This is a genomic window from Stenotrophomonas sp. YJH_SMC_54 (assembly GCF_059368435.1).
This window is the reverse complement of record NZ_JCAFRS010000004.1, coordinates 228,131-249,604: the sequence shown is the minus strand read 5'-3', so window position 1 is coordinate 249,604 and position 21,474 is coordinate 228,131. Positions and strand designations below refer to the sequence as shown.

Sequence of the window (21,474 nt, the reverse complement as noted above, 5' to 3'; positions counted from 1 at the left end):
GCGCGGGATTTTCGCGACCTGAACCTGGAGCAGTCGACTAACAGTCGACTCTACCCAGCCGACGCACAGCCGGCCGTGCGTTGCCGCGTTACAACGCTTCCAGGCTGCACCACGGCAATTCGGGCAGTCCCTGCCCGGCCACCGCCGCCGCCAGTTGCGCATCGGCGCCGTCAACATCGATGCCCTGGCGCGCATACCACGACGGGTCGTAGTAGCTCTGTGCGTAGCGCTCGCCGCTGTCGCACAGGATGCTGACGATGCTGCCCTGATGGCCCGCCTCGCGCATCCACTGCGCCGCCTGCAGCACACCGATGAAGTTGGTGCCGGTGGAGCCACCGACACGGCGGCCCAGCTGGCGGCTGACATGGCGCATCGCGGCCAGGCTCAGCGCATCGGGCACCTTCACCATCGCATCGACACTGGTCGGGATGAAGCTCGCCTCTACCCGCGGCCGGCCGATGCCTTCCACGCGCGAGCCACCGCTGCAGGTCAGGCCGCGCCAGTCCTGCTCACCGGCCACGGCGGCTTTGTAGCCATCGAAGAACACCGACACTTCCGGGTCCGCACAGAGGATGCGGGTGTCATGCCGGCGATAGCTGACATAGCGCCCCAGCGTCGCTGCGGTACCGCCGGTACCGGGGCTGCACACGATCCATTCCGGAACCGGGCTGGGCTCCTCGGCCATCTGCTTGAAGATGGACTCGGCGATGTTGTTGTTGGCACGCCAGTCGGTGGCGCGCTCGGCATAGGTGAACTGGTCCATGAAGTGGCCACCGGTTTCACGGGCCAGCTTTTCCGAATCACAGTTGAGGTCGCAGGCACGTTCGACCAGGTGGCAACGGCCGCCGTGGAACTCGATCGCGGCGATCTTTTCAGGCGAGGTGGAGGCCGGGATCACCGCAATGAACGGCAGGCCGAGCAGCCGCGCGAAATAGGCTTCGGACACGGCGGTCGAGCCGCTGGAGGCCTCGATCACCGGACGCCCTTCACGCAACCAGCCATTGGCCAGCGCATACAGGAACAGCGAGCGCGCCAGCCGGTGCTTCAGGCTGCCGGTGGGATGGCTCGACTCATCCTTCAGGTACAGGTCGATGCCCTCGAACCCTGGCAGCGCCAGCGGGATCAGGTGGGTATCGGCGGAACGGTTGAAATCAGCTTCGATCTTGCGGATGGCGGCAGCCACCCATTCACGCTGCGACATGGCGGGCAATCGTTGTCAGGACGGAACGGTGCGATCCGGCCATTGTACGTCGCAGTGCCGTCAGGTGCTGGCCGGTAGAATGGCGCCATCCGGCCGGCAACGGCCCTGTCTGAAGGACCTCCCCCATGACCATTCCCGCCCTGCGCGATGTTCCCGGCGTCGCCGCCCAGGCCCCGGCCGAAACCACCGGCTTCGTGTTCAACCACACCATGCTGCGCGTGAAGGACATTGCCGCTTCGCTGGACTTCTACACCCGCGTGCTCGGCTACCAGCTGATCGACAAGCGCGACTTCCCCGAGGCCCAGTTCAGCCTGTACTTCCTGGCCTACGTGCCCGCTGGCGTCACGGTGCCGGAAGATGACAACGCCCGCCGCCTGTGGATGGCCGGGCTGCCGGGCGTGCTGGAACTGACCCACAACCACGGCACCGAAACCCAGGACGGCGCGGTCTACCACGACGGCAACAGCAACCCGCGCGGCTTCGGCCACATCTGCGTGTCGGTGCCGGACATCGAGGCCGCCTGCCAGCGCTTCGAGGATCTGGGCGTGACCTTCCAGAAGCGCCTGACCGACGGCCGCATGAAGAACCTGGCTTTCATCAAGGACCCGGACGGCTACTGGGTCGAGATCATCGCCAACGTCTGACCCGAAAAGGGGACGGAGGGGATTAAGTCGTTTCTGGCATTATTGGGCTGGAAGCGACTTAATCCCCTCCGTCCCCTTTTTCTGCGAGGTTGGTATGGAAACGATGGAACTGCACCGCGGCCGCCTGATCGACCACATCCAGCTGGTAGTGCGCGACCTGGCGGCCAGCCGCCGCTTCTACCAGGCGGTGTTCGATACGATCGGCATCCCGATCGCCGGTGAAGGCGATGACTACTTCTGGGCCGATGAGCTGTTCATTTCCAGCGCCAGCAGCACGGCCGCCGCCGGCCAGCTGACCGGCCGCCACCATCTGGCCTTCCAGGCCCGCGACAGCGCCACCGTCGATGCCTTCCATACCGCCGCGATCGCCGCCGGCGGCACCGACAACGGCGCGCCCGGTGAACGCCCTTACCACCCGGGCTACTACGGCGCGTTCGTGCTCGACCCGGATGGCAACAACATCGAAGTGGTCTACCACGGCCCAGCCAACTACAGCGCCGACTCGGTGAAGGTTACTTTCTGATTTCACCGATGCCGTGAACGAAGAAGCCGGGAAATGCCCGGCTTCTCTGCTTCCAGCGCTGCAGCCCTCAGTGGGCGGCCATGTAGATGTCCTGCAGCACGGCCTTTTCCAGCTCCAGCTCGCCCAGCAGGTTCTTCACGATGTCGCCCAGGCTGAGGATGCCGACCAGACGAGTGCCTTCGGTGACCATCAGATGACGGCGCCGCGAGTACGTCATCAACGACATGGCCTGCTTCAGGGTGGCCTCCGGGGCGATGCCCTCCAGGCCGGTGGACGGCAGGCTGGAAATCACCCGGCGGCCGGCCTGCGGGCCGTCGTCGGCCAGGGTACGCACGATGTCCTTCTCGGAAATGATGCCGACCGGGGCATCGTCCTTCATCACCACCAGTGCAGCGATCCTGTGCGCGCTCATCTTGTGGGCGGCGGCACCGATGGTGTCTTCGGCATCGATGGTGATGACAGCTTCTTTCTTGGATTGCAGGAGTTCGCGGACGTTCATTCTTGTTTCCTGGTGCAGGTCACTGAAGTCAAAAAGTGTGCTCTTCCGATACGCCCCCTCCCCGGGAACAGACCTTTCAGCGCACGTCTGGCGCACCCGGCTGCCGCTTGGAACGGATCGGCAGACGACGTGCTGCAACGCGAACGAGGTGGGCTCAACCGCTCAACCCGGACCTCGGTCAAATCGATTCTACGACTGCGACCATCGGTCACTACCGGCATCGATAGGACAGTTCGTCGTGGGAACCAACCGACGATCCAGAGAATGGCACCGCGGCTGAAACCGCCGCTGAATACACGCGATGCTACGCGTTAAAGATTGATTGCCTGCTGCCGACGGTGGACAGAACACCCTGTCGCTGTCCCACTTGCCGCTGCCACCGGCACAAACGAAAGGGGGCCCACACGGCCCCCTTCGCTTGCAACCTCCAACCGAGCTGACGGGTGTTACTCCACCGTCACGCTCTTGGCCAGGTTGCGCGGCTTGTCCACGTCGGTGCCGCGCGCCAGCGCGGTGTGGTAGGCCAGCAACTGCACCGGAATGGTGTGCACGATCGGGCTGAGCACGCCGGCATGACGCGGCGTACGGATCACGTGCACGCCTTCGGACTCGTTGAAGTTGCTGTCCTGGTCGGCGAACACGAACAGTTCACCGCCACGCGCGCGCACTTCCTGCATGTTCGACTTCACCTTCTCCAGCAGGCTGTCGTTCGGCGCGATCACCACCACCGGCATGTCCTCGTCCACCAGCGCCAGCGGGCCATGCTTCAGCTCGCCTGCCGGGTAGGCCTCGGCGTGGATGTAGGAGATTTCCTTGAGCTTGAGCGCGCCTTCCAGCGCGATCGGGTAATGCAGGCCACGGCCCAGGAACAGCGCGCTGCTCTTGCGTGCGAAACGCTCGGCCCACGCAGCGATCTGCGGCTCCATGTTCAATGCGTGCTGCACGCTGCCCGGCAGGAAGCGCAGCTGCTCGAGGTAGTCCGCTTCCTGCGCCGCGTCGATGCGGCCGTGCAGCTTGCCCAGCACCACGGTCAGCTGGAACAGGGCCGCCAGCTGGGTGGTGAAGGCCTTGGTCGAGGCCACGCCGATCTCGGCACCGGCACGGGTGTAGCACACCAGTTCGCTGGCGCGCGGAATCGCACTTTCCGGCACGTTGCAGATCGACAGCGTGTGCTTGTGGCCGAGCGACTTGGCGTACTTCAGCGCTTCCATCGTATCCAGCGTTTCGCCGGACTGGGAGATGGTGACGATCAGATGCTTCGGGTTCGCGTAGGCCGCGCGATAGCGGTACTCGCTGGCGATCTCCACGCTGCACGGAAGGCCGGCGATGGCTTCGATCCAGTAGCGCGCGGTCAGGCCGGCGTAGTAGCTGGTGCCGCAGGCGATGATCTGCACACCCTCGATGCCCGACAGCACCGCTTCGGCGTTCTTGCCGAACAGCCCGGCCGGGAAACCACCGGCGTCGATCGCCGCCTCGATGGTGTCGCCCAGCGCGCGCGGCTGCTCGTGGATCTCCTTCTGCATGAAGTGGCGGTACGGGCCCAGCTCCAGCGATGCCAGCGACACATCGGACAGATGCACGTCGCGCTCGATCGGCCGGTCGTGCTCGTCGAAGATGCGCACGCCATCGCGACGGATCTCGGCGGTATCGCCCTCTTCCAGGAAAATGACCTTGCGGGTGGCCGAGATCACCGCCGAGACGTCGGAGGCAACGAAGTTCTCGCCCTCGCCCAGGCCGATCAGCAGCGGGCAGCCCATGCGCGCGCAGACGAAGCGCTCCGGCTCGGCGCGGCTGACCACGGCCAGCGCGTAGGCGCCGGTCAGTTCCTTCACCGTGTGCTGCAGCGCCACCAGCAGGTCGTCGCCATCCTTCAGGTGGTGGTGGATCAGGTGTGCGATGACTTCGGTATCGGTCTGCGACTCGAAGGTGTAGCCCAGCGCGCGCAACTTCTCGCGCTGCTCTTCGTGGTTCTCGATGATACCGTTGTGCACCAGCGCCACGCCCTGGCTGATGTGCGGATGCGCATTGGCCTCGGTGACACCACCGTGGGTGGCCCAGCGGGTATGGCCGATGCCCAGCACCGCGTTGAAGCCCTCGGCCTCGGCCGCCGTGGCCATTTCCGACACTCGGCCGGTACGACGCACGCGACGCACCTCCGACCGCTCGGCATGGTCGATCACCGCGATACCCGAGGAATCGTAACCACGGTACTCAAGGCGCTTCAGACCCTCGATCAGCACCGGCACTACGTCGCGATCAGCGATCGCACCCACGATTCCACACATGTCACGCGTTTCCTTGAAGACGATTGTCGCATTCTAGCCTGCGTGCCCGGCTTCCCCCTCCTGTCCGCTTAATGAAAGTGTCCGGAAAGGTGTCCGCGGACACCCGGACACTTCACATCAAGCCCCAACCCCTTGACCCATAAGGAATTAAAGTTGGCACGCTACGTGCTTGGTACTGGCTACCACCGTCAGGCACGCACCCGATGATCCGCGACACTTCCGCCCAGGACCAGATCGTTTCCTCCGCTCCGGCCAGCGCTCCGCGCGCCAACTGGCTCCGTTACCGTTGGCCGGCGCTGGGCACGATCGCCCTGCTCGCCGGCATCGGCTGGGCCGTGCACGCCTGGTCCAACGCCAGCCGCTCCTTCGACAGCAGCCGCGTGCGCATCGCCGAAGTGAAGCGGGGCGACCTGGTCCGTGACATCGCCGCCGACGGCCGCGTGATCGCCGCCAACAGCCCGGTTCTGTATGCCATCTCTGCGGGCACCGTGGACCTGAAGGTGGTCGCCGGTGACGTGGTGAAGAAGGGGCAGGAGCTGGCGGTCATCGACAGCCCCGAACTGCGCAGCAAGCTGGCCCAGGAACAGGCCACCCTGGCCGGCCTGGAGGCCGAGGCCAGCCGTGCCGCGCTGGACGCCACCCTGGCCCGCGCCAAGTCGCGCAAGGAAACCGACCAGGCCACCATCGAACGGCAGGCCGCCGACCGCGACCTGCAGCGCTACCAGCGCGGCTACGACGGCGGGGCGGTGCCGCAGATCGACCTGGCCAAGGCCAAGGACTCGCTGAAGAAGGCCGACATCACCCTGGCCAACGCCACCACCGATGCCCGCCTGCAGAGCCAGGGCGCGGACCTGGATGCCCGCAACAAGCGCCTGCTGGCCGATCGCCAGAAGGCGGTGGTGGCCGAAGTACAGCGCCAGGTCGATGCGCTGACGCTGCGTGCCCCGTTCGATGGCCAGGTCGGCCAGGTGCAGGCGGTGCAGTCCACCAACCTGGCCGCCAATGCCCCGGTGCTGGGCGTGGTCGACCTGTCCAAGTTCGAAGTCGAGATCAAGGTGCCGGAGAGCTTCGCCCGCGACCTGGCGATCGGCATGCCGGCACAGCTGACCGGTGGCAACGGCCAGCCGTTCCCGGGTGAGATCAGCGCGGTGTCGCCGGAAGTGGTCAACGGCGAGGTCAATGCCCGCGTGCGCTTTGCCAGCGCGCAGCCGGAAGGCCTGCGCCAGAGCCAGCGGATGTCGGTGCGCGTGCTGCTCGATACCCGCAGGAACGTGCTCAAGGTCGAGCGCGGCCCGTTCGTCGAACAGGGCAATGGCATGGCCTACGTGATGGATGGCCGCACCGCCGTGCGCCGTCCGGTGGAACTGGGCGTCAGCAGCCTGGGCGAAGTGGAAATCAAGTCGGGTGTGCAGCCGGGCGACCGCATCGTGGTCTCCGGCAGCGACCTGTTCAAGGACGCCGAACGCGTCTCCGTCAACTGATACCTGATACCTGAATCCTGGAGAGAGGACACCCCATGTACATGCTCGAAATGCGTTCGGTCGCCAAGGTCTTCCGCACCGAACAGGTGGAAACCCACGCACTGCGCTCGCTGGAACTGCAGGTCAAGGAAGGTGAGTTCGTCGCGGTCACCGGCCCGTCCGGCTCCGGCAAGACCACCTTCCTCAACATCGCCGGCCTGCTGGAAACCTTCACCAGCGGTACCTACATGCTGGACGGCCAGGACGTGAGCACGCTGGGCGACGACGCCCGCAGCCGCCTGCGCAACCAGAAGATCGGCTTCATCTTCCAGGGCTTCAACCTGATCCCCGACCTGAACCTGTTCGACAACGTCGACGTTCCGCTGCGCTATCGCAGGATGAGCGCCAACGAGCGCCGCGAACGCATCGAGAAGGCACTGACCCAGGTCGGCCTGGGCTCGCGCATGAAGCACTATCCGAATGAACTGTCGGGTGGCCAGCAGCAGCGCGCGGCCATCGCGCGTGCGCTGGCCGGCAGCCCGCGCCTGCTGCTGGCCGACGAACCGACCGGCAATCTGGATACGCAGATGGCCCGGGGCGTGATGGAGCTGCTGGAGGAGATCAACGCCGCCGGCACCACCATCGTGATGGTCACCCACGACCCGGAACTGGCCGCGCGTGCGCAGCGCAACGTGCACATCGTCGATGGCCAGGTGACCGACCTGGTGCGCGAGCCGGTGCTGGCCACGCCGTTGCGCCACATCGTCGCCGTCAACGAGTGAGGGCCCGACCATGTTCGCCTACTACGCCCGATTGGCGGCGCGCAGTTTCCGCCGCAACAAGGTCCTGACCGCGCTGATGGTGATCGCCATCGCGCTCGGCATCGGCGCCTCGATGACCACGTTGACCGTATTCCACGTGCTGTCCGGCGACCCGATTCCGGGCAAGAGTGACCGCCTGTTCTACGTGCAGCTCGATGCCGCGACCGGCGCCTATGTCGCCGGCGAGGAACCGGAAACCCAGCTGACCCGCTTCGACGGTGAAGCGCTGCTGCGCGAGGCCAAGGGCGAGCGCCAGGCGCTGATGAGCGGCGGCGGCGGCACCATCGAACCGGACAACAGCACGCTCAAGCCCTTCAGCATCGACACCCGCTGGACCTCGGCCGATTTCTTCCCGATGTTCGAGGTGCCCATGCAGTACGGCCGCCCCTGGACGCGCGAGGACGATGAAGGCCGCGCACGCGTGGTGGTCATCTCCAAGGCGCTCAACGACAAGCTGTACCAGGGCGCCAACAGCGTGGGCCGCGACCTGCGCATGGAAGGCCAGAGTTACCGCATCGTCGGCGTGATGAAGGAATGGAGCCCGGAGCCGCACTTCTACGACCTGACCACCGGCAGCTACGGCAAGAACGAAGACCTGCTGCTGCCGATCTCCACCTCGTTCGACCTGAAGCTCGGCAACAACGGCAACATGAACTGCTTCGGCGAAAACCCCGACGGCAACAGCTACTCGCTCAATGCACCCTGTGCGTGGCTGCAGTACTGGGTGGAAATGGACCCGGCCAAGGCCGGCGACTACCGCCGCTACCTGGAGAACTATTCGACCCAGCAGCGCGAGGCCGGCCGCTTCAAGCACCCACCGAACGTGCGCCTGCGCACCGTGATGGAATGGCTGGACTTCAATGGTGCAGTGCCCAGCGACGTGCGCCTGCAGCTGTGGCTGGCGCTGGGCTTCCTCGGTGTCTGCCTGGTCAACACGGTAGGCCTGCTGCTGGCCAAGTTCCTGCGCCGCAGTGGTGAGATCGGCGTGCGCCGTGCACTCGGTGCCAGCCGTGGCCAGATCTTCCTGCAGTGCCTGGTGGAAGCCGGCGCGGTGGGCGTGGTCGGTGGCGTGCTGGGTATCGGCCTGGCCCTGCTTGGCCTGTTCGCGGTGCGCCAGCAGCCGGTGGAATACGCAAAGCTGGCCCACCTGGACGGCAACATGCTGCTGCTCGCGCTGGGCCTGACCCTGTTCGCCAGCCTCGCCGCCGGATTCCTGCCCGCCTGGCGCGCGATGCAGGTCACCCCGGCCATCCAGCTCAAGTCGCAGTAAGCACCCGAACGAGGACTCCCATGGACATCCGCCCCATCCTCAGCACGCTGCGCCGGCACAAGACCGCTGCCGCCCTGATCGTGCTGGAAGTCGCACTGACCTGCGCCATCGTCTGCAACGCGCTGTTCCTGGTCAGCCAGCGCGTGGAGAAAATCAGCATGCCCAGCGGTATCGCCGAGAGCGAACTGGTGATGCTGCGCGTCAGTGGCATCGGCAAGCAGACCGACGCCATGTCCCGCACCCGCGAGGACCTGGCATCGCTGCGCGCGATTCCCGGCGTCAGCAACGTCACCATCATCAACCAGGTTCCCTTCCGCAACGGCTCCTCCAGCAGCAGCATCTCGCGGGTGATCGACCAGGAACGGCCGACCACCAACGCTTCGATGTACACCCTGTCCGAGAACGGGCTGGCCACGATGGGCATCAATCTGATCGCCGGCCGCGATTTCCTGCCCGACGAGTACCAGAACTTCGAAGACGTCAGCAAGGGTGGCGCCAAGGAAAAGGCCATCCCGGTCATCCTCACCCAGGCCACCGCCGCCAAGATGGAGCCCAACGGCAGCGCCCTGGGCAAGACCTACTACATGGGCAAGCAGTCGCTGCATGTGGTCGGCATCGTCGACACGCTCAGCACGCCCAATGGCTGGAATGACAACTGGACCAACTCGATGCTGCTGCCGATCCGGGTCAGCTTCGACAAGGGTGGCACGTACGTGTTGCGCACTTCGCCGGAACGCCGCCAGGAGGTGCTCGATGCCGGTGCCGCCGCGCTGGAGCGCAACGACCCCAACCGCCTGATGCGCGACAAGCTGACCTATGAAGACCAGCGCAAGGACTTCTTCAAGAACGACCGCGCGATGGTCGGCCTGCTGATCACCGTCAGCATCTCGCTGCTGGTGGTCACTGCGCTGGGCATCATTGGCCTGGCCAGCTTCTGGGTGCAGCAGCGCAGCAAGCAGATCGGCATCCGCCGTGCGCTGGGCGCCACCCGCGGGCAGATCCTGCGCTACTTCCAGACCGAGAACTTCCTGCTGGCCTCGCTGGGCATCGTGCTGGGCATGCTGGCGGCGTACGCGATCAACCTGGCTCTGATGAACCTGTACGAGCTGCCGCGCATGCCGCTGTACTACCTGCCGCTGGGTGCGCTGCTGCTGTGGATACTGGGCCAGATTGCGGTGTTCGGTCCGGCACGGCGTGCGGCGGCGGTACCGCCTGCGGTCGCCACGCGGGGCGCGTGAGATGCGTGCCTGCGCGATGTGCCTGATGCTGCTCCTGCCCCTGCCGGCGCTGGCCGGTGGTGGCAGCGCACAGACGCTGGAATGGCGCCGGGATGGAGCGCGGCTGTCGCTGCGCTCGACCGAAGGCCAGGTGCATGTGGAGGCCGCCAGCCCGGAAGTGCGCTTCGGCGTGCGCAGTGGCGATCGCATCCTCCGCGTGGACGACACGGCGGTGCGCCGGGTTGAACATCTGGCCGAGGCACTGCGCCATTCCCACGCGGCCAGCGCCTATCTGTTGCTGCGCCGCGACAAGCGCGAACTGACGGTGGCGGTCAACGCCGCTGCGTGGCGACAGGCATTGGAGGTCCCGCCACCACCCGCGCCACCACCTCCGCCAGCCCCACCCGGGCGCTGAGCATCATCCGCTCCTGCACGGCCACAGGTTTGGCTATGCTTGATGGGTGGCGTCGGGCTCTCCCGGTGCGTGGACACGAACGGCTCCATCGGCGCCGCCCATCCCTTTCTGCAGAACCGCTTGATGCCTGCGATCCTGATCATCGACGACAACGCCAGCGTGGGTACTGCGCTGGACGTGCTGTTCTCCCTGCACGACATCGACACCCTGCAGGCGCACACGCCCGCCGATGGGCTGGCCCTGCTCGAGTCGCAGCCGGTCGATCTGGTGATCCAGGACATGAACTTCAGCGAGGACACCACCTCCGGTGAGGAGGGCGAAGCGTTGTTCGCGCAGATCCGTGCGCGCCATCCGGACCTGCCGGTGATCCTGCTGACCGCCTGGACCCACCTGAGCAGTGCAGTGGACCTGGTCAAGGCCGGTGCGGCCGACTACCTGGCCAAGCCCTGGGACGACCGCAAGCTGATGACCACGGTCAACAACCTGCTGGAACTGTCCGAGGCACGCCGCGAACTGGACCGGCGCCGCAGCCGTGAACTGCACCAGCGCAACGCGCTGGAAGAGAAGTACGACCTGTGCGGCGCGGTCTTCGCCGACCCCGCCAGCGAGCGCGTCATCGCCCTCGCCTGCCAGGTCGCACGCTCGGAACTGCCGGTACTGATCACCGGCGCGAACGGTGCCGGCAAGGAGAAGATCGCGCAGATCATCCAGGCCAATTCGCTGGTGGCCAAGGGCCCGTTCGTGGCGGTCAACTGTGGCGCGCTGCCCTCGGAACTGATCGAAGCCGAACTGTTCGGTGCCGAGGCCGGTGCGTATACCGGCGCCAACAAGGCGCGCGAAGGCAAGTTCGAGGCCGCCGATGGTGGCACCCTGTTCCTGGATGAGATCGGCAACCTGTCGCTCGGCGGGCAGATGAAGCTGCTGCGCGTGCTGGAAACCGGCCGCTTCGAGCGCCTGGGTTCCAACCGCGAGCGCCAGGTCAAGGTCCGCGTGGTCAGCGCGACCAATGCAGACCTGCCGGCGATGATCCGCGAGGGTACCTTCCGCGAAGATCTCTATTACCGCCTCAACACGGTGGAACTGGTGCTGCCGCCGCTGGCCGACCGCCCAGGCGACATCGTGCCGCTGGCCGAGCGATTCCTGACCGCTGGCAAGCCGCTGTCCAGCGCCGCCACCGCAGCACTGCAGCGGCATCCGTGGCCAGGCAACGTGCGCGAGCTGCGCAACGTGATCCAGCGTGCCGAACTGCTGGCCACCGGCAACCGCATCGAAGTGGCCGATCTCAACCTGCCGCGCGCAGCCGTCGTACCACGACCGGCACCCAGCGCAGGCAATGATCCCGACCGCGCACGCATCGAGGAGGTGCTGGCGCGTAACCATGGCGTCATCGCCCAGGCTGCCGCCGAGCTCGGCCTGAGCCGCCAGGCGCTGTACCGGCGCATGGACCGCCACGGTATTCCACGCGAATGAAGCGGCGCTCGTTCACTTTCCGCCTGTTCCTGCGCCTGCTGCCGGTGCTGGCACTGGCTGCGGCACTTCCGTGGCTGCTGGCCTACTGGATGGACCATGGCTGGGTGGTGACCACGGTGTCGGCGCTGATCCTGCTGTCGCTGATGTGGTGGACGCTGCGTCGGGCCACCGCCCCGGTGCGGTCACTGATGCGGGCCCTGGCGGGCACCACCAGCAGCTATCGCGACGGCGAATACAACTTCGGCGTGCACTGGCCCGGCAATGACGAGCTCGGCGACCTGGTGCAGGCACACCGGGAACTGGGTGATGTACTGCGTGAGCAGCGGCAGGGCCTGGTGCAACGTGAGCTGCTGCTGGACACCATGGTGCAGAACACGCCGGTTGCGATGCTGTTGATCGCCTCCGGCGGTGATGGCATCGCCCGCGTGGTGTTCTCCAACCTGGCCGCGCGCAAGCTGCTGCACGGCGGCTGGAAACTGGAAGGCCAACGCCTGGAAGACGTGCTGGAACAGGTGCCGGTGGAACTGCGCGATGCCATCGCCCGTGGCGGTGACAGCCTGTTCGCGGTGCACGCCGAAGGCGAGGATGGTGACGAGGACGACGAGCAGGTCTACCACCTCTCGCGGCGTGCGTTCCAGCTCAACGGCCGCCCACACGACCTGCTGCTGGTGCGCCTGTTGACCGCCGAACTGCGCCGCCAGGAAGTGCAGACCTGGAAGAAGGTGATCCGGGTAATCAGCCACGAGCTCAACAACTCACTGGCGCCGATTGCTTCGCTCGCCCATTCCGGCGGCGTGCTGGTGCAGCGTGAACGCTTTGACCGGCTGCCCGAGATCTTCACCACCATCGAGGACCGCGCACGCCACCTGGAAGGCTTCATCCGTGGCTATGCGCGCTTTGCCAAGCTGCCACAGCCGCAGCTGCAGACCGTGCACTGGGCGCCGTTCCTGTCCAGCCTGCGCCAGCAGATCCCGTTCGGCATGGAACGTGAGCCGGACGAGGAGCTGAGCAGCCGCATCGACATCGCGCAGTTCGGGCAGGCGTTGTTGAACCTGCTGAAGAATGCGCACGAAGCCTGCGCTGAAGCCGAGCCGCCCAACGACGATGTGCAGGTACAGCTGACCCGGCTGCCGCAGTGGCTGCGCCTGGACGTGCTTGACCGCGGCAAGGGCATGAACGAGCAGGTGCTGCAGAACGCACTGATGCCGTTCTATTCGACCAAGCGCAATGGCACCGGGCTGGGGCTGGCGCTGACGCGGGAGATCGTGGAGGCCCACGGCGGACGGGTGTCACTGCAGAACCGCGGCGATGGCGGGTTGTGCGTGTCGATCCTGCTGCCGGTGGGTTGAGCGGACCGATCGGGTAGATCCACGCGATGCGTGGATATGCCGACCGAGGTCGGTACCTACCAGGCCTGCCGCATCGCCACGCGTAGATGCATCGGAAACCCCAGCGCGGCCTCTTCGGCCATCACCGCCTGCAGCCCTGCACCCCACTCCGCCTCCGGTGCGGCGACGAACCCTTCACTGGCATAGAAGGCCGCATTCCACGGCACGTCGGACAACGTGGTCAGCACGGCCGAGCGATAGCCTTTCGCCCGGGCCTGTACCAATGCATGGCGCAACAACGTGCGCCCATGACCTTGCCGCGCGTGTGCAGGATCCACATCCATCTGCAGCACGTGGAACTCACCTGCCAGTTCGCCGGCAAGCAGATAGCCGGCGATGCCACCGTCTGCCGCATCCACCACCCACAGCTGCCCGCGTTCAAGGCCATCCTGTAGTGTCGGCAGGTCCAGGCCATGCCCGGCGAACACCGGATAGGCCTCATGGCCCCTCAACACCTCGCCGGCGCGCTGCTCGATGCCGGGCAGCACACCGAGTTCATCGGCGCGGGGAACACGGGGCTCAGGACTTCTTGAGCGGGCGCTTCCAGCCATCGATGGTTTCCTGTCGGGCACGCGCCAGTGTCAGCTTGCCGTCCGGCGCGTTGCGGGTGATGACCGAACCGGCGGCAATGGTCGCGCCGTCGCCAATGGTCACCGGTGCCACCAGCGAACTGTTGGAGCCGATGAACGCGTTGTCGCCGATGGTGGTGGTCGACTTGTTCACGCCATCGTAGTTGCAGGTGATGGTGCCAGCGCCGATGTTCACCTTGCTGCCGATCACCGCATCGCCCAGGTAGGTGAGGTGATTGGCCTTGCTGCCCACACCCAGCGTGACCTTCTTGGTCTCGACGAAGTTGCCGACGTGCACGCCATCGGCCAGCACGGTGCCCGGTCGCAGGCGCGCGAACGGGCCGATCTGCGCGGCGCCCTCGGTAACCACGCCCTCCAGATCGCAGTGCGCACGCACGTCGGTGCCCGGCCCAAGGTTGACGTCCTTCAAACGGTTGAACGGACCGACGGTGACGCCGTCGCCGAGCACCACCTTGCCCTCGAGCACGACATCGACGTCGATCAGCACGTCGCTGCCCACGGTGACAGTGCCGCGGATGTCGAGCCGGGCGGGATCGCGCACGCGCGCCCCCTGTGCGCACAGGGCCCGCACCGCACGACGCTGCCAGGCACGCTCCAGCTGCGAAAGCTGCCAGGGGTCGTTTGCCCCTTCGGCCTCCTGCGCGTCGGCCACCAGCGCCATTTCGGCCGGCGTGTATTCATGGGCGGCAAACGCAAAGACATCGGTGAGGTAGTACTCGCCCTGTGCATTGCTGTTGGAAAGCTGCGACAGCCACCGGCGCAGCGCAGTCGATTCGGCGGCGATGATGCCGGTATTGATCGTGCGCACGCGCAGCTGGTCATCGGTGGCGTCCTTCTGCTCGATGATCGCGCCAACCTTGCCCTCGGCATCGCGCAGCACGCGGCCATATCCGGTCGGGTCATCGACATCGGCCACCAGTACCGCCAGCCGGCCCGGCTGTGCGAGCAGGTCGCGCAGGGTCTGCGCACGGATCAGCGGCACGTCGCCGTACAGGACCAGCACCTGCGCCAGGTCGGGAACCTGGGGCATCGCCTGCGCTACCGCGTGGCCGGTGCCGAGCTGCTGTGCCTGCTCGGCCCATTGCAGGTCGGGTTGGCCGGCGAAGTACTGGCGCACCGCCTCGCCGCCATGGCCATGGACCACGTGGATCGCCGCCGGCTGGAGCTCACGGGCCGCGTCGATCACGTGCGCCAGCATCGGCTGGCCCGCGATCGGCTGCAGCACCTTCGGCAGCACCGACTTCATGCGCTTGCCTGCGCCGGCGGCGAGGATGATGACGTGCAGGGGTTGGGTCATGGGAACGGCGGTCCGTGGTTCGTTGCCGGTGATTCTAGAGCGTGCGCCGTTAACATGGGCATCCCTCCTCCCTTCGCCATGCCGATGAGCCTCGTCCGCCAGGGAAGCGCCTACCTCTTCATCGGGCTCGTGCAGCTGCTGCTCGACTGGCTCGTGTTCGTGGTCACCACCGCGCTCGGCATGCCCGTGGCGCCGGCCAACATCGCCGGGCGCCTGGCCGGCATGCTGCTGGGCTTCTGGCTCAACGGCCGCTACACCTTCGCCGAGGCCGGCACCCGCAAGCTGGGATGGAAGCGATTTGCACGCTTCTTCGGCCTATGGCTGCTGCTCACCGTGGCGAGCACATTGCTGGTGAGCCTGGTGGACCACGCGCTGGGCCTGCAGTACACCTGGCTGGCCAAACCGCTGGTGGAAGGCGGCCTGGCGTGTGTGTCGTTCCTGCTGATGCGGTACGTGGTGTATCGCTGAGACGGCACCAGGATCGGGATCGGGATCGGGGACCGGGACCGGGACCGGGACCGGGACCGGGATCGGGATCGGGGACCGGGATCGGTGATCGGGATCGGGATCGGGACTGGGGACCGGGACTGGGGACCGGGACTGGGGACCGGGACTGGTAGAGTCGACTGGTAGTCGACTAACGCTCGCAGCGCGGGATTTTCGCGGCCTGAACGTAGAGCAGTCGACTAACAGTCGACTCTACCCAGTCGACTCTACCCAGTCGAATCCACCCGGTCGACTCTACCCAGCCACCCGAACAAAAACGCCGGCGCAGGGCCGGCGTTTTCGTGGATGCAGCGCGGAACCTCAGTGCTTGAGGGTCTTGCGCAGGCGTTCCAGGGCCTGCAGCTGGACGACGGCTTCCGCCAGCTTCTGCTGGGCTTCGGCCACTTCCATGGCTTCACCGCGGTTGGCCAGGATGCGCTCGGCTTCTTCCTTGGCCTTGCGGACCGAGGCTTCGTCGATGTCCTGCGCGCGGATCGCGGTGTCGGCCAGCACGGTCACCACCTGCGGCTGCACTTCCAGGATGCCGCCGGAAATGGCGAAATCCAGCTGCTCGCCATTCGGCGTGGTCACCACCACCTTGCCCGGCTTCAGGCGGGTGATCAGCGGCGCGTGCTTGGGCGCGATGCCCAGTTCGCCCAGCTCACCGGTGGCCACGACCAGGGTCGCTTCGCCACGGAAGATTTCCTGCTCGGCGCTGACGATGTCGCAACGGATCGTGCTCATGCAAATCTCTTCGCTGTTCGCGGCGGCGCAATGCCACCGTGGGAGTCCACCGGCGCGGGCGGTTGCCCGGCGCCGGCGTCAGGTCGGGCAGGATCGCTCCCACCCGCCCCGGATCAGGCCTTCTCGGCCATCTTCTTGGCCTTCTCGACCGCTTCTTCGATGCCGCCGACCATGTAGAACGCCTGTTCCGGCAGGTGGTCGTACTCGCCATCGACGATGGCCTTGAAGCCACGGATGGTGTCCTTCAGCGGCACGTACTTGCCCGGCGAACCGGTGAACACTTCAGCCACGTGGAACGGCTGGCTGAAGAAGCGCTCGATCTTACGGGCGCGCGACACGGCCTGCTTGTCCTCTTCGGACAGTTCGTCCATGCCCAGGATCGCGATGATGTCCTTCAGTTCCTTGTACTTCTGCAGGGTCTGCTGGACGCGCTGGGCGGTGTCGTAGTGCTCATGGCCGATGACCAGCGGGTCCATCTGGCGGCTGGTGGAGTCCAGCGGATCGACGGCCGGGTAGATACCCAGCGAGGCGATCGAACGCGACAGGGTGACGGTCGAGTCCAGGTGGGCGAAGGTGGTCGCCGGCGACGGGTCGGTCAGGTCGTCCGCGGGAACGTAGACGGCCTGGATCGAGGTGATCGAACCGTTCTTGGTCGAGGTGATGCGCTCCTGCAGGACGCCCATTTCCTCGGCCAGGGTCGGCTGGTAACCCACGGCGGACGGCATGCGGCCCAGCAGTGCCGACACTTCGGTACCGGCCAGGGTGTAGCGGTAGATGTTGTCGACGAACAGCAGGACGTCCTTGCCCTTGCCGTTTTCGTCCTTCTCGTCGCGGAAGTACTCGGCCATGGTCAGGCCGGTCAGGGCGACGCGCAGACGGTTGCCCGGCGGCTCGTTCATCTGGCCGTACACCATCGCCACCTTGTCGAGGACGTTGGAGTCCTTCATTTCGTGGTAGAAGTCGTTGCCCTCACGGGTACGCTCACCCACGCCGGCGAACACGGACAGACCGCTGTGCGCCTTGGCGATGTTGTTGATCAGCTCCATCATGTTGACGGTCTTGCCGACGCCGGCGCCGCCGAACAGGCCGACCTTGCCGCCCTTGGCGAACGGGCACATCAGGTCGATGACCTTGATGCCGGTTTCCAGCAGTTCGGTGGCCGGGGACTGGTCTTCGTACGACGGGGCCGCACGGTGGATTTCCCAGCTGTCGCTGGCGGCCACCGGGCCGGCTTCGTCGATCGGACGACCGAGCACGTCCATGATGCGGCCCAGGGTGCCGGCGCCGACCGGCACCGAGATGCCACGGCCGGTGTTGACGGCAACCAGGTTGCGCTTCAGGCCGTCGGTGGAACCGAGGGCGATGGTACGCACCACGCCGTCGCCCAGCTGCTGCTGGACTTCGAGGGTGATCTCGGTGTTTTCCACCTTCAGTGCGTCGTACACCTTCGGCACCGATTCACGCGGGAATTCGACGTCGACGACCGCGCCGATGATCTGAACGATCTTGCCCTGACTCATTGCTGCATCCTCTAATGTGTGCTTTGAACGAACGCGGTCAGACTGCTGCCGCGCCGCCGACGATTTCGGAGATTTCCTGGGTGATCGCTGCCTGGCGCGCCTTGTTGTAGACGAGCTGCAGGGTGCCGATCAGCTTGTTGGCGTTGTCGCTCGCCGCCTTCATCGCAACCATGCGTGCCGCATGCTCGGAGGCGACGTTTTCCAGCAGTGCCTGGTACACCAGCGACTCGATGTAACGCGTCATCACGTGCTCGAGCACGGTCGCGGCATCGGGTTCGTACAGGTAATCCCAGTCGTGGTGAGCGACCTGCTTCTCAGCCGGCGGCAGCGGCAGCAGCTGATCGAAGCTGGCCTTCTGCACCATGGTGTTCACGAAGCGGTTGTAGACCAGGTACACGCGGTCGATCTTGCCTTCGGTGAAGGCGTCGAGCATGACCTTGATCACACCGATCAGCGATTCCAGCTTCGGCACGTCGCCGATGTGGGTCACGCTGCCGACCATGTTGACCTTCACGCGGCGGAAGAAGGTCGAAGCCTTCTGGCCGATGGTCACCAGGTCCACTTCCGCACCCTTGTCCTGCCATGCCTTGGCTTCGCCCAGCATCTTGCGGAACAAGTTGTTGTTCAGGCCGCCGGCCAGGCCGCGATCGGAGGAGATCACGATGAAGCCGACCCGCTTGACCTGCTCACGCTCGACCAGGAACGGATGCTGGTAGTCGGTGCTGGCCTGGGCCAGGTGACCGATCACCTGCTTCATCGCCTGCGCGTACGGACGCGAGGTCTTCATCCGATCCTGCGCCTTGCGGATCTTGGAGGCCGAGACCATTTCCAGGGCGCGCGTCACCTTGCGGGTGTTCTGCACGCTCTTGATCTTGGTTTTGATTTCGCGTCCGCTTGCCATCTCTTGTTTCCCGTGGCGCGGGGCTGCTGCCCCGCGTTGTTCAACCGTTTGTCATCTGGTCCAGCGGAGCCAGCGGCTCCGCTCTACAGGACCGCGATTACCAGCTGCCGGTGGTCTTGAACTCGGCGATGCCCTTCTTGAAGGCACCTTCGATGTCGTTGTCCCAACCGCCGGTGGCGTTGACCTTGCTGACCAGCTCGCCCTGGGTGTTGGCGAAGTGGGCGTGCAGGCCTTCTTCGAACGCCAGCAGCTTGTTGACCGGCACGTCGTCGAGGTAACCCTCGTTGACGGCGTAGATCGACAGTGCCTGGTTGGCGATCGACATCGGCGCGTACTGCTTCTGCTTCATCAGCTCGGTGACGCGCTGGCCACGCTCCAGCTGCTTGCGGGTCGCTTCGTCCAGGTCCGAGGCGAACTGCGCGAACGCAGCCAGCTCGCGGTACTGGGCCAGCGAGATACGGATGCCGCCGGACAGCTTCTTGATGATCTTGGTCTGGGCCGAGCCACCGACGCGCGACACCGAGATACCGGCGTTCACGGCCGGGCGGATGCCGGCGTTGAACAGGTCGGTTTCCAGGAAGATCTGGCCGTCGGTGATCGAGATCACGTTGGTCGGAACGAAGGCGGACACGTCGCCGGCCTGGGTTTCGATGATCGGCAGCGCGGTCAGCGAACCGGTCTTGCCGGTGACCTTGCCTTCGGTGAACTTCTCGACGTATTCCTCGGACACGCGGGCAGCGCGCTCGAGCAGACGGGAGTGCAGGTAGAACACGTCACCCGGGTAGGCTTCACGGCCCGGCGGGCGCTTCAGCAGCAGCGAGATCTGGCGGTAGGCGACAGCCTGCTTGGACAGATCGTCGTACACGATCAGCGCGTCTTCGCCGCGGTCCATGAAGTACTCACCCATGGTGCAGCCCGAGTAGGCGCTGATGTACTGCATGGCAGCCGATTCGGAAGCGGTCGCGGCCACCACGATGGTGTGGGCCAGCGCGCCGTTCTCTTCCAGCTTGCGCACGATGTTGGCGATGGTCGAAGCCTTCTGGCCGATCGCAACGTACACGCACTTGATGCCGGTGCCCTTCTGGTTGATCACGGCATCGATCGCCATCGCGGTCTTGCCGGTCTGGCGGTCACCGATGATCAGCTCGCGCTGGCCACGGCCGATCGGGATCATCGAGTCGACCGACTTGTAGCCGGTCTGCACCGGCTGGTCGACCGACTTACGCCAGATCACGCCCGGCGCAACACGCTCCACCGGAGCGGTCAGGTCGGTGCCCAGCGGGCCCTTGCCGTCGATCGGCTCGCCCAGCGCGTTCACGACGCGGCCCAGCAGTTCCGGACCGACCGGCACTTCCAGGATGCGGCCGGTGGTCTTGGCGACGTCGCCTTCGCGCAGGTGCTCGTAGTCACCCAGCACCACGGCGCCGACCGAGTCGCGCTCCAGGTTCAGGGCCAGGGCGAAGGTGTTGTTCGGCAGTTCGATCATTTCGCCCTGCATCACGTCGGCCAGACCGAAGATGCGCACGATGCCGTCGGACACGCTGGTCACGGTGCCTTCGTTGCGCGATTCCGCGGCCAGCTTGACCTTCTCGATGCGGTTCTTGATCAGTTCGCTGATTTCGGAGGGGTTGAGCGTGGTTGCCATCGTCAAGTCCTAGTGCCGGCAGCGGGGCCGGACGTTAAATGAATTCAGTTAGCGAGCGCGGTCTGCAGACGGGCCAGCTTGCCCTTCAGCGAACCATCGATGACCACGTCGCCGGCGTCGATCACGGCGCCGCCGATCAGCGAGGCATCGACCGCGGTGGTCACGTCGACCTCGCGGTTGAAGCGCTTGCGCAGCGCGACCTTGATCGCGTCCAGCTCACCGGCCGACAGTTCGGCGGCCGAGGTGACGGTGGCCTTGACCACGTGCTCGGCTTCGGCGCGCAGGGCGTCGAACATGCCGGAAATCTCCGGCAGCAGCGGCAGACGATGCGATTCGGCCAGGATGGCCAGGAAGCGCGAGTAGGTCTCGCCGTGGGACACCGGCGCCAGCAGGGCGACGGCGTCGTCACGACCCAGCTCCGGGTTGGCGAGCAGGGCCGCCACGCGCGGGTCGGCGGCGACGTGGGCGGAGAACGCCAGGGCGTCCGACCACGGCGCGAACGCGCCTTCGTCGCGCGCGGTCGCGAACGCGGCGCGGGCGTACGGGCGGGCAAGCGTGAGGGCCTGGCTCATCCTTAGATCTCCGAGGCCAGCTCGTCGAGCAGCGCCTTGTGGGCGTTGGCGTCGATTTCGCGCTTGAGCAGCTTTTCGGCACCGGTCACGGCCAGCGCGGACACCTGCTTGCGCAGATCTTCACGGGCACGGTTGGCGGCGGCGTCGATTTCAGCCTGGGCCAGTTCCTTCTGACGGGTGGCTTCGGTGATCGCTTCGTTACGGGCAGCATCAACGATCTGGTTGGCACGCGCGTGGGCCTGATCGATGATCTCGTTGGCCTTGGTGCGTGCTTCCTTCAGCGCTTCGTTGACCTTCTCCTGCGCCTGGGCCAGATCTTTCTGGCTGCGGTCGGCAGCAGCGAGGCCTTCAGCAATCTTCTGCTGGCGCTCTTCGATCGCGTTCATCAGCGGCGGCCAGATCTTGGTCGCGATGATCCAGATCAGACCAGCGAAGGCCAGCGCCTGCGCAAGAAGGGTGAAATTGATATTCATGGTTAGCTCGATCGCTGGTTTCGGGGTGGACGCGCCGCCGTAGCGGCACATCC

21 protein-coding genes are annotated in these 21,474 nt (G+C 65.9%); 10 read left to right on the top strand and 11 right to left on the bottom strand.

What is annotated here, in order from left to right:
- Nucleotides 1-88 precede the first annotated feature (88 nt).
- Nucleotides 89-1,201 (bottom strand): PLP-dependent cysteine synthase family protein, encoded by a 1,113-nt coding sequence (locus tag AC5P5S_RS06835; RefSeq protein WP_005411112.1) that lies wholly within the window; start codon nt 1,199-1,201, stop codon nt 89-91.
- A gap of 125 nt (nt 1,202-1,326) precedes the next feature.
- Here AC5P5S_RS06835 and gloA point away from each other — a divergent pair, with 125 nt between their 5' ends.
- Both gloA and AC5P5S_RS06825 read left to right on the top strand, forming a co-directional pair.
- Nucleotides 1,327-1,845, top strand: a complete 519-nt coding sequence (gene gloA, locus AC5P5S_RS06830; RefSeq protein WP_138970160.1) for a lactoylglutathione lyase — start codon at nt 1,327-1,329, stop codon at nt 1,843-1,845.
- A gap of 94 nt (nt 1,846-1,939) precedes the next feature.
- Nucleotides 1,940-2,368, top strand: coding sequence for a VOC family protein (locus AC5P5S_RS06825; protein WP_005414534.1), 429 nt, complete (start codon nt 1,940-1,942; stop codon nt 2,366-2,368).
- A 67-nt stretch (nt 2,369-2,435) separates the two neighbouring features.
- On the opposite strand, the gene AC5P5S_RS06820 is transcribed toward AC5P5S_RS06825, so the two are convergent.
- Both AC5P5S_RS06820 and glmS read right to left on the bottom strand, forming a co-directional pair.
- A complete protein-coding gene (locus AC5P5S_RS06820) occupies nt 2,436-2,867 on the bottom strand; it encodes a CBS domain-containing protein (protein ID WP_012481312.1) in 432 nt (143 codons plus the stop codon).
- 446 nt (nt 2,868-3,313) lie between these two features.
- Nucleotides 3,314-5,152: a glutamine--fructose-6-phosphate transaminase (isomerizing) gene (gene glmS / locus AC5P5S_RS06815; protein ID WP_005414535.1), complete on the bottom strand. Its 1,839-nt coding sequence runs from the start codon at nt 5,150-5,152 to the stop codon at nt 3,314-3,316.
- Between the two features lie 203 nt (nt 5,153-5,355).
- Between glmS and AC5P5S_RS06810 the strand changes: the two genes are divergently transcribed.
- The 7 genes from AC5P5S_RS06810 to AC5P5S_RS06780 all read left to right on the top strand — a co-directional run bounded on the left by AC5P5S_RS06810 (nt 5,356) and on the right by AC5P5S_RS06780 (nt 13,154).
- Nucleotides 5,356-6,633 (top strand): efflux RND transporter periplasmic adaptor subunit, encoded by a 1,278-nt coding sequence (locus AC5P5S_RS06810; protein WP_005414536.1) that lies wholly within the window; start codon nt 5,356-5,358, stop codon nt 6,631-6,633.
- A gap of 35 nt (nt 6,634-6,668) precedes the next feature.
- The gene (locus AC5P5S_RS06805; protein ID WP_005411118.1) at nt 6,669-7,394 is read left to right on the top strand and encodes an ABC transporter ATP-binding protein; all 726 of its coding nucleotides are present in this window, start codon (nt 6,669-6,671) and stop codon (nt 7,392-7,394) included.
- Nucleotides 7,395-7,404: 10 nt separating this feature from the next.
- Nucleotides 7,405-8,703: an ABC transporter permease gene (locus AC5P5S_RS06800; protein WP_043035642.1), complete on the top strand. Its 1,299-nt coding sequence runs from the start codon at nt 7,405-7,407 to the stop codon at nt 8,701-8,703.
- A 20-nt stretch (nt 8,704-8,723) separates the two neighbouring features.
- On the top strand, nt 8,724-9,941 hold the full coding sequence (locus AC5P5S_RS06795) for an ABC transporter permease (RefSeq protein WP_005411120.1): 1,218 nt from the start codon (nt 8,724-8,726) through the stop codon (nt 9,939-9,941).
- 16 nt (nt 9,942-9,957) lie between these two features.
- Entirely contained in the window at nt 9,958-10,335 is a 378-nt protein-coding gene (locus AC5P5S_RS06790; RefSeq protein WP_024957071.1) for a PDZ domain-containing protein, read from the top strand.
- A gap of 123 nt (nt 10,336-10,458) precedes the next feature.
- The gene (locus AC5P5S_RS06785; RefSeq protein ID WP_231336641.1) at nt 10,459-11,805 is read left to right on the top strand and encodes a sigma-54-dependent transcriptional regulator; all 1,347 of its coding nucleotides are present in this window, start codon (nt 10,459-10,461) and stop codon (nt 11,803-11,805) included.
- Nucleotides 11,802-13,154 carry a sensor histidine kinase gene (locus tag AC5P5S_RS06780; protein ID WP_005414539.1) on the top strand — a complete coding sequence of 451 codons (1,353 nt, stop codon included), beginning with the start codon at nt 11,802-11,804 and terminating at the stop codon, nt 13,152-13,154. The genes AC5P5S_RS06785 and AC5P5S_RS06780 overlap by 4 nt, the downstream gene beginning before the upstream one ends.
- 56 nt (nt 13,155-13,210) lie before the next feature.
- Here AC5P5S_RS06780 and AC5P5S_RS06775 read toward each other — a convergent pair whose 3' ends face one another.
- Nucleotides 13,211-13,744: a GNAT family N-acetyltransferase gene (locus AC5P5S_RS06775; RefSeq protein WP_012481317.1), complete on the bottom strand. Its 534-nt coding sequence runs from the start codon at nt 13,742-13,744 to the stop codon at nt 13,211-13,213.
- Complete coding sequence (gene glmU, locus AC5P5S_RS06770) at nt 13,713-15,080, bottom strand: bifunctional UDP-N-acetylglucosamine diphosphorylase/glucosamine-1-phosphate N-acetyltransferase GlmU (protein ID WP_012481318.1); 1,368 nt, start codon at nt 15,078-15,080, stop codon at nt 13,713-13,715. Before glmU ends, AC5P5S_RS06775 begins: the two co-directional genes overlap by 32 nt.
- An 84-nt stretch (nt 15,081-15,164) precedes the next feature.
- On the opposite strand from glmU, the gene AC5P5S_RS06765 reads away from it, so the two are divergent.
- On the top strand, nt 15,165-15,548 hold the full coding sequence (locus AC5P5S_RS06765; protein WP_043035645.1) for a GtrA family protein: 384 nt from the start codon (nt 15,165-15,167) through the stop codon (nt 15,546-15,548).
- A 339-nt stretch (nt 15,549-15,887) separates the two neighbouring features.
- Here AC5P5S_RS06765 and AC5P5S_RS06760 read toward each other — a convergent pair whose 3' ends face one another.
- From AC5P5S_RS06760 to AC5P5S_RS06735, 6 genes are all read right to left on the bottom strand, one after another.
- Nucleotides 15,888-16,310: a F0F1 ATP synthase subunit epsilon gene (locus AC5P5S_RS06760; protein ID WP_005411127.1), complete on the bottom strand. Its 423-nt coding sequence runs from the start codon at nt 16,308-16,310 to the stop codon at nt 15,888-15,890.
- Between the two features lie 113 nt (nt 16,311-16,423).
- Entirely contained in the window at nt 16,424-17,830 is a 1,407-nt protein-coding gene (atpD, locus tag AC5P5S_RS06755) for a F0F1 ATP synthase subunit beta (RefSeq protein WP_005411128.1), read from the bottom strand.
- A 37-nt stretch (nt 17,831-17,867) separates the two neighbouring features.
- Nucleotides 17,868-18,731 (bottom strand): F0F1 ATP synthase subunit gamma, encoded by an 864-nt coding sequence (gene atpG / locus AC5P5S_RS06750; protein WP_005411129.1) that lies wholly within the window; start codon nt 18,729-18,731, stop codon nt 17,868-17,870.
- 97 nt (nt 18,732-18,828) lie between these two features.
- Complete coding sequence (gene atpA / locus AC5P5S_RS06745) at nt 18,829-20,376, bottom strand: F0F1 ATP synthase subunit alpha (RefSeq protein WP_005411130.1); 1,548 nt, start codon at nt 20,374-20,376, stop codon at nt 18,829-18,831.
- 44 nt (nt 20,377-20,420) lie between these two features.
- The gene (locus tag AC5P5S_RS06740) at nt 20,421-20,948 is read right to left on the bottom strand and encodes a F0F1 ATP synthase subunit delta (RefSeq protein WP_005411131.1); all 528 of its coding nucleotides are present in this window, start codon (nt 20,946-20,948) and stop codon (nt 20,421-20,423) included.
- 2 nt (nt 20,949-20,950) lie between these two features.
- A complete protein-coding gene (locus AC5P5S_RS06735) occupies nt 20,951-21,421 on the bottom strand; it encodes a F0F1 ATP synthase subunit B (RefSeq protein ID WP_005419512.1) in 471 nt (156 codons plus the stop codon).
- Nucleotides 21,422-21,474 lie beyond the last annotated feature (53 nt).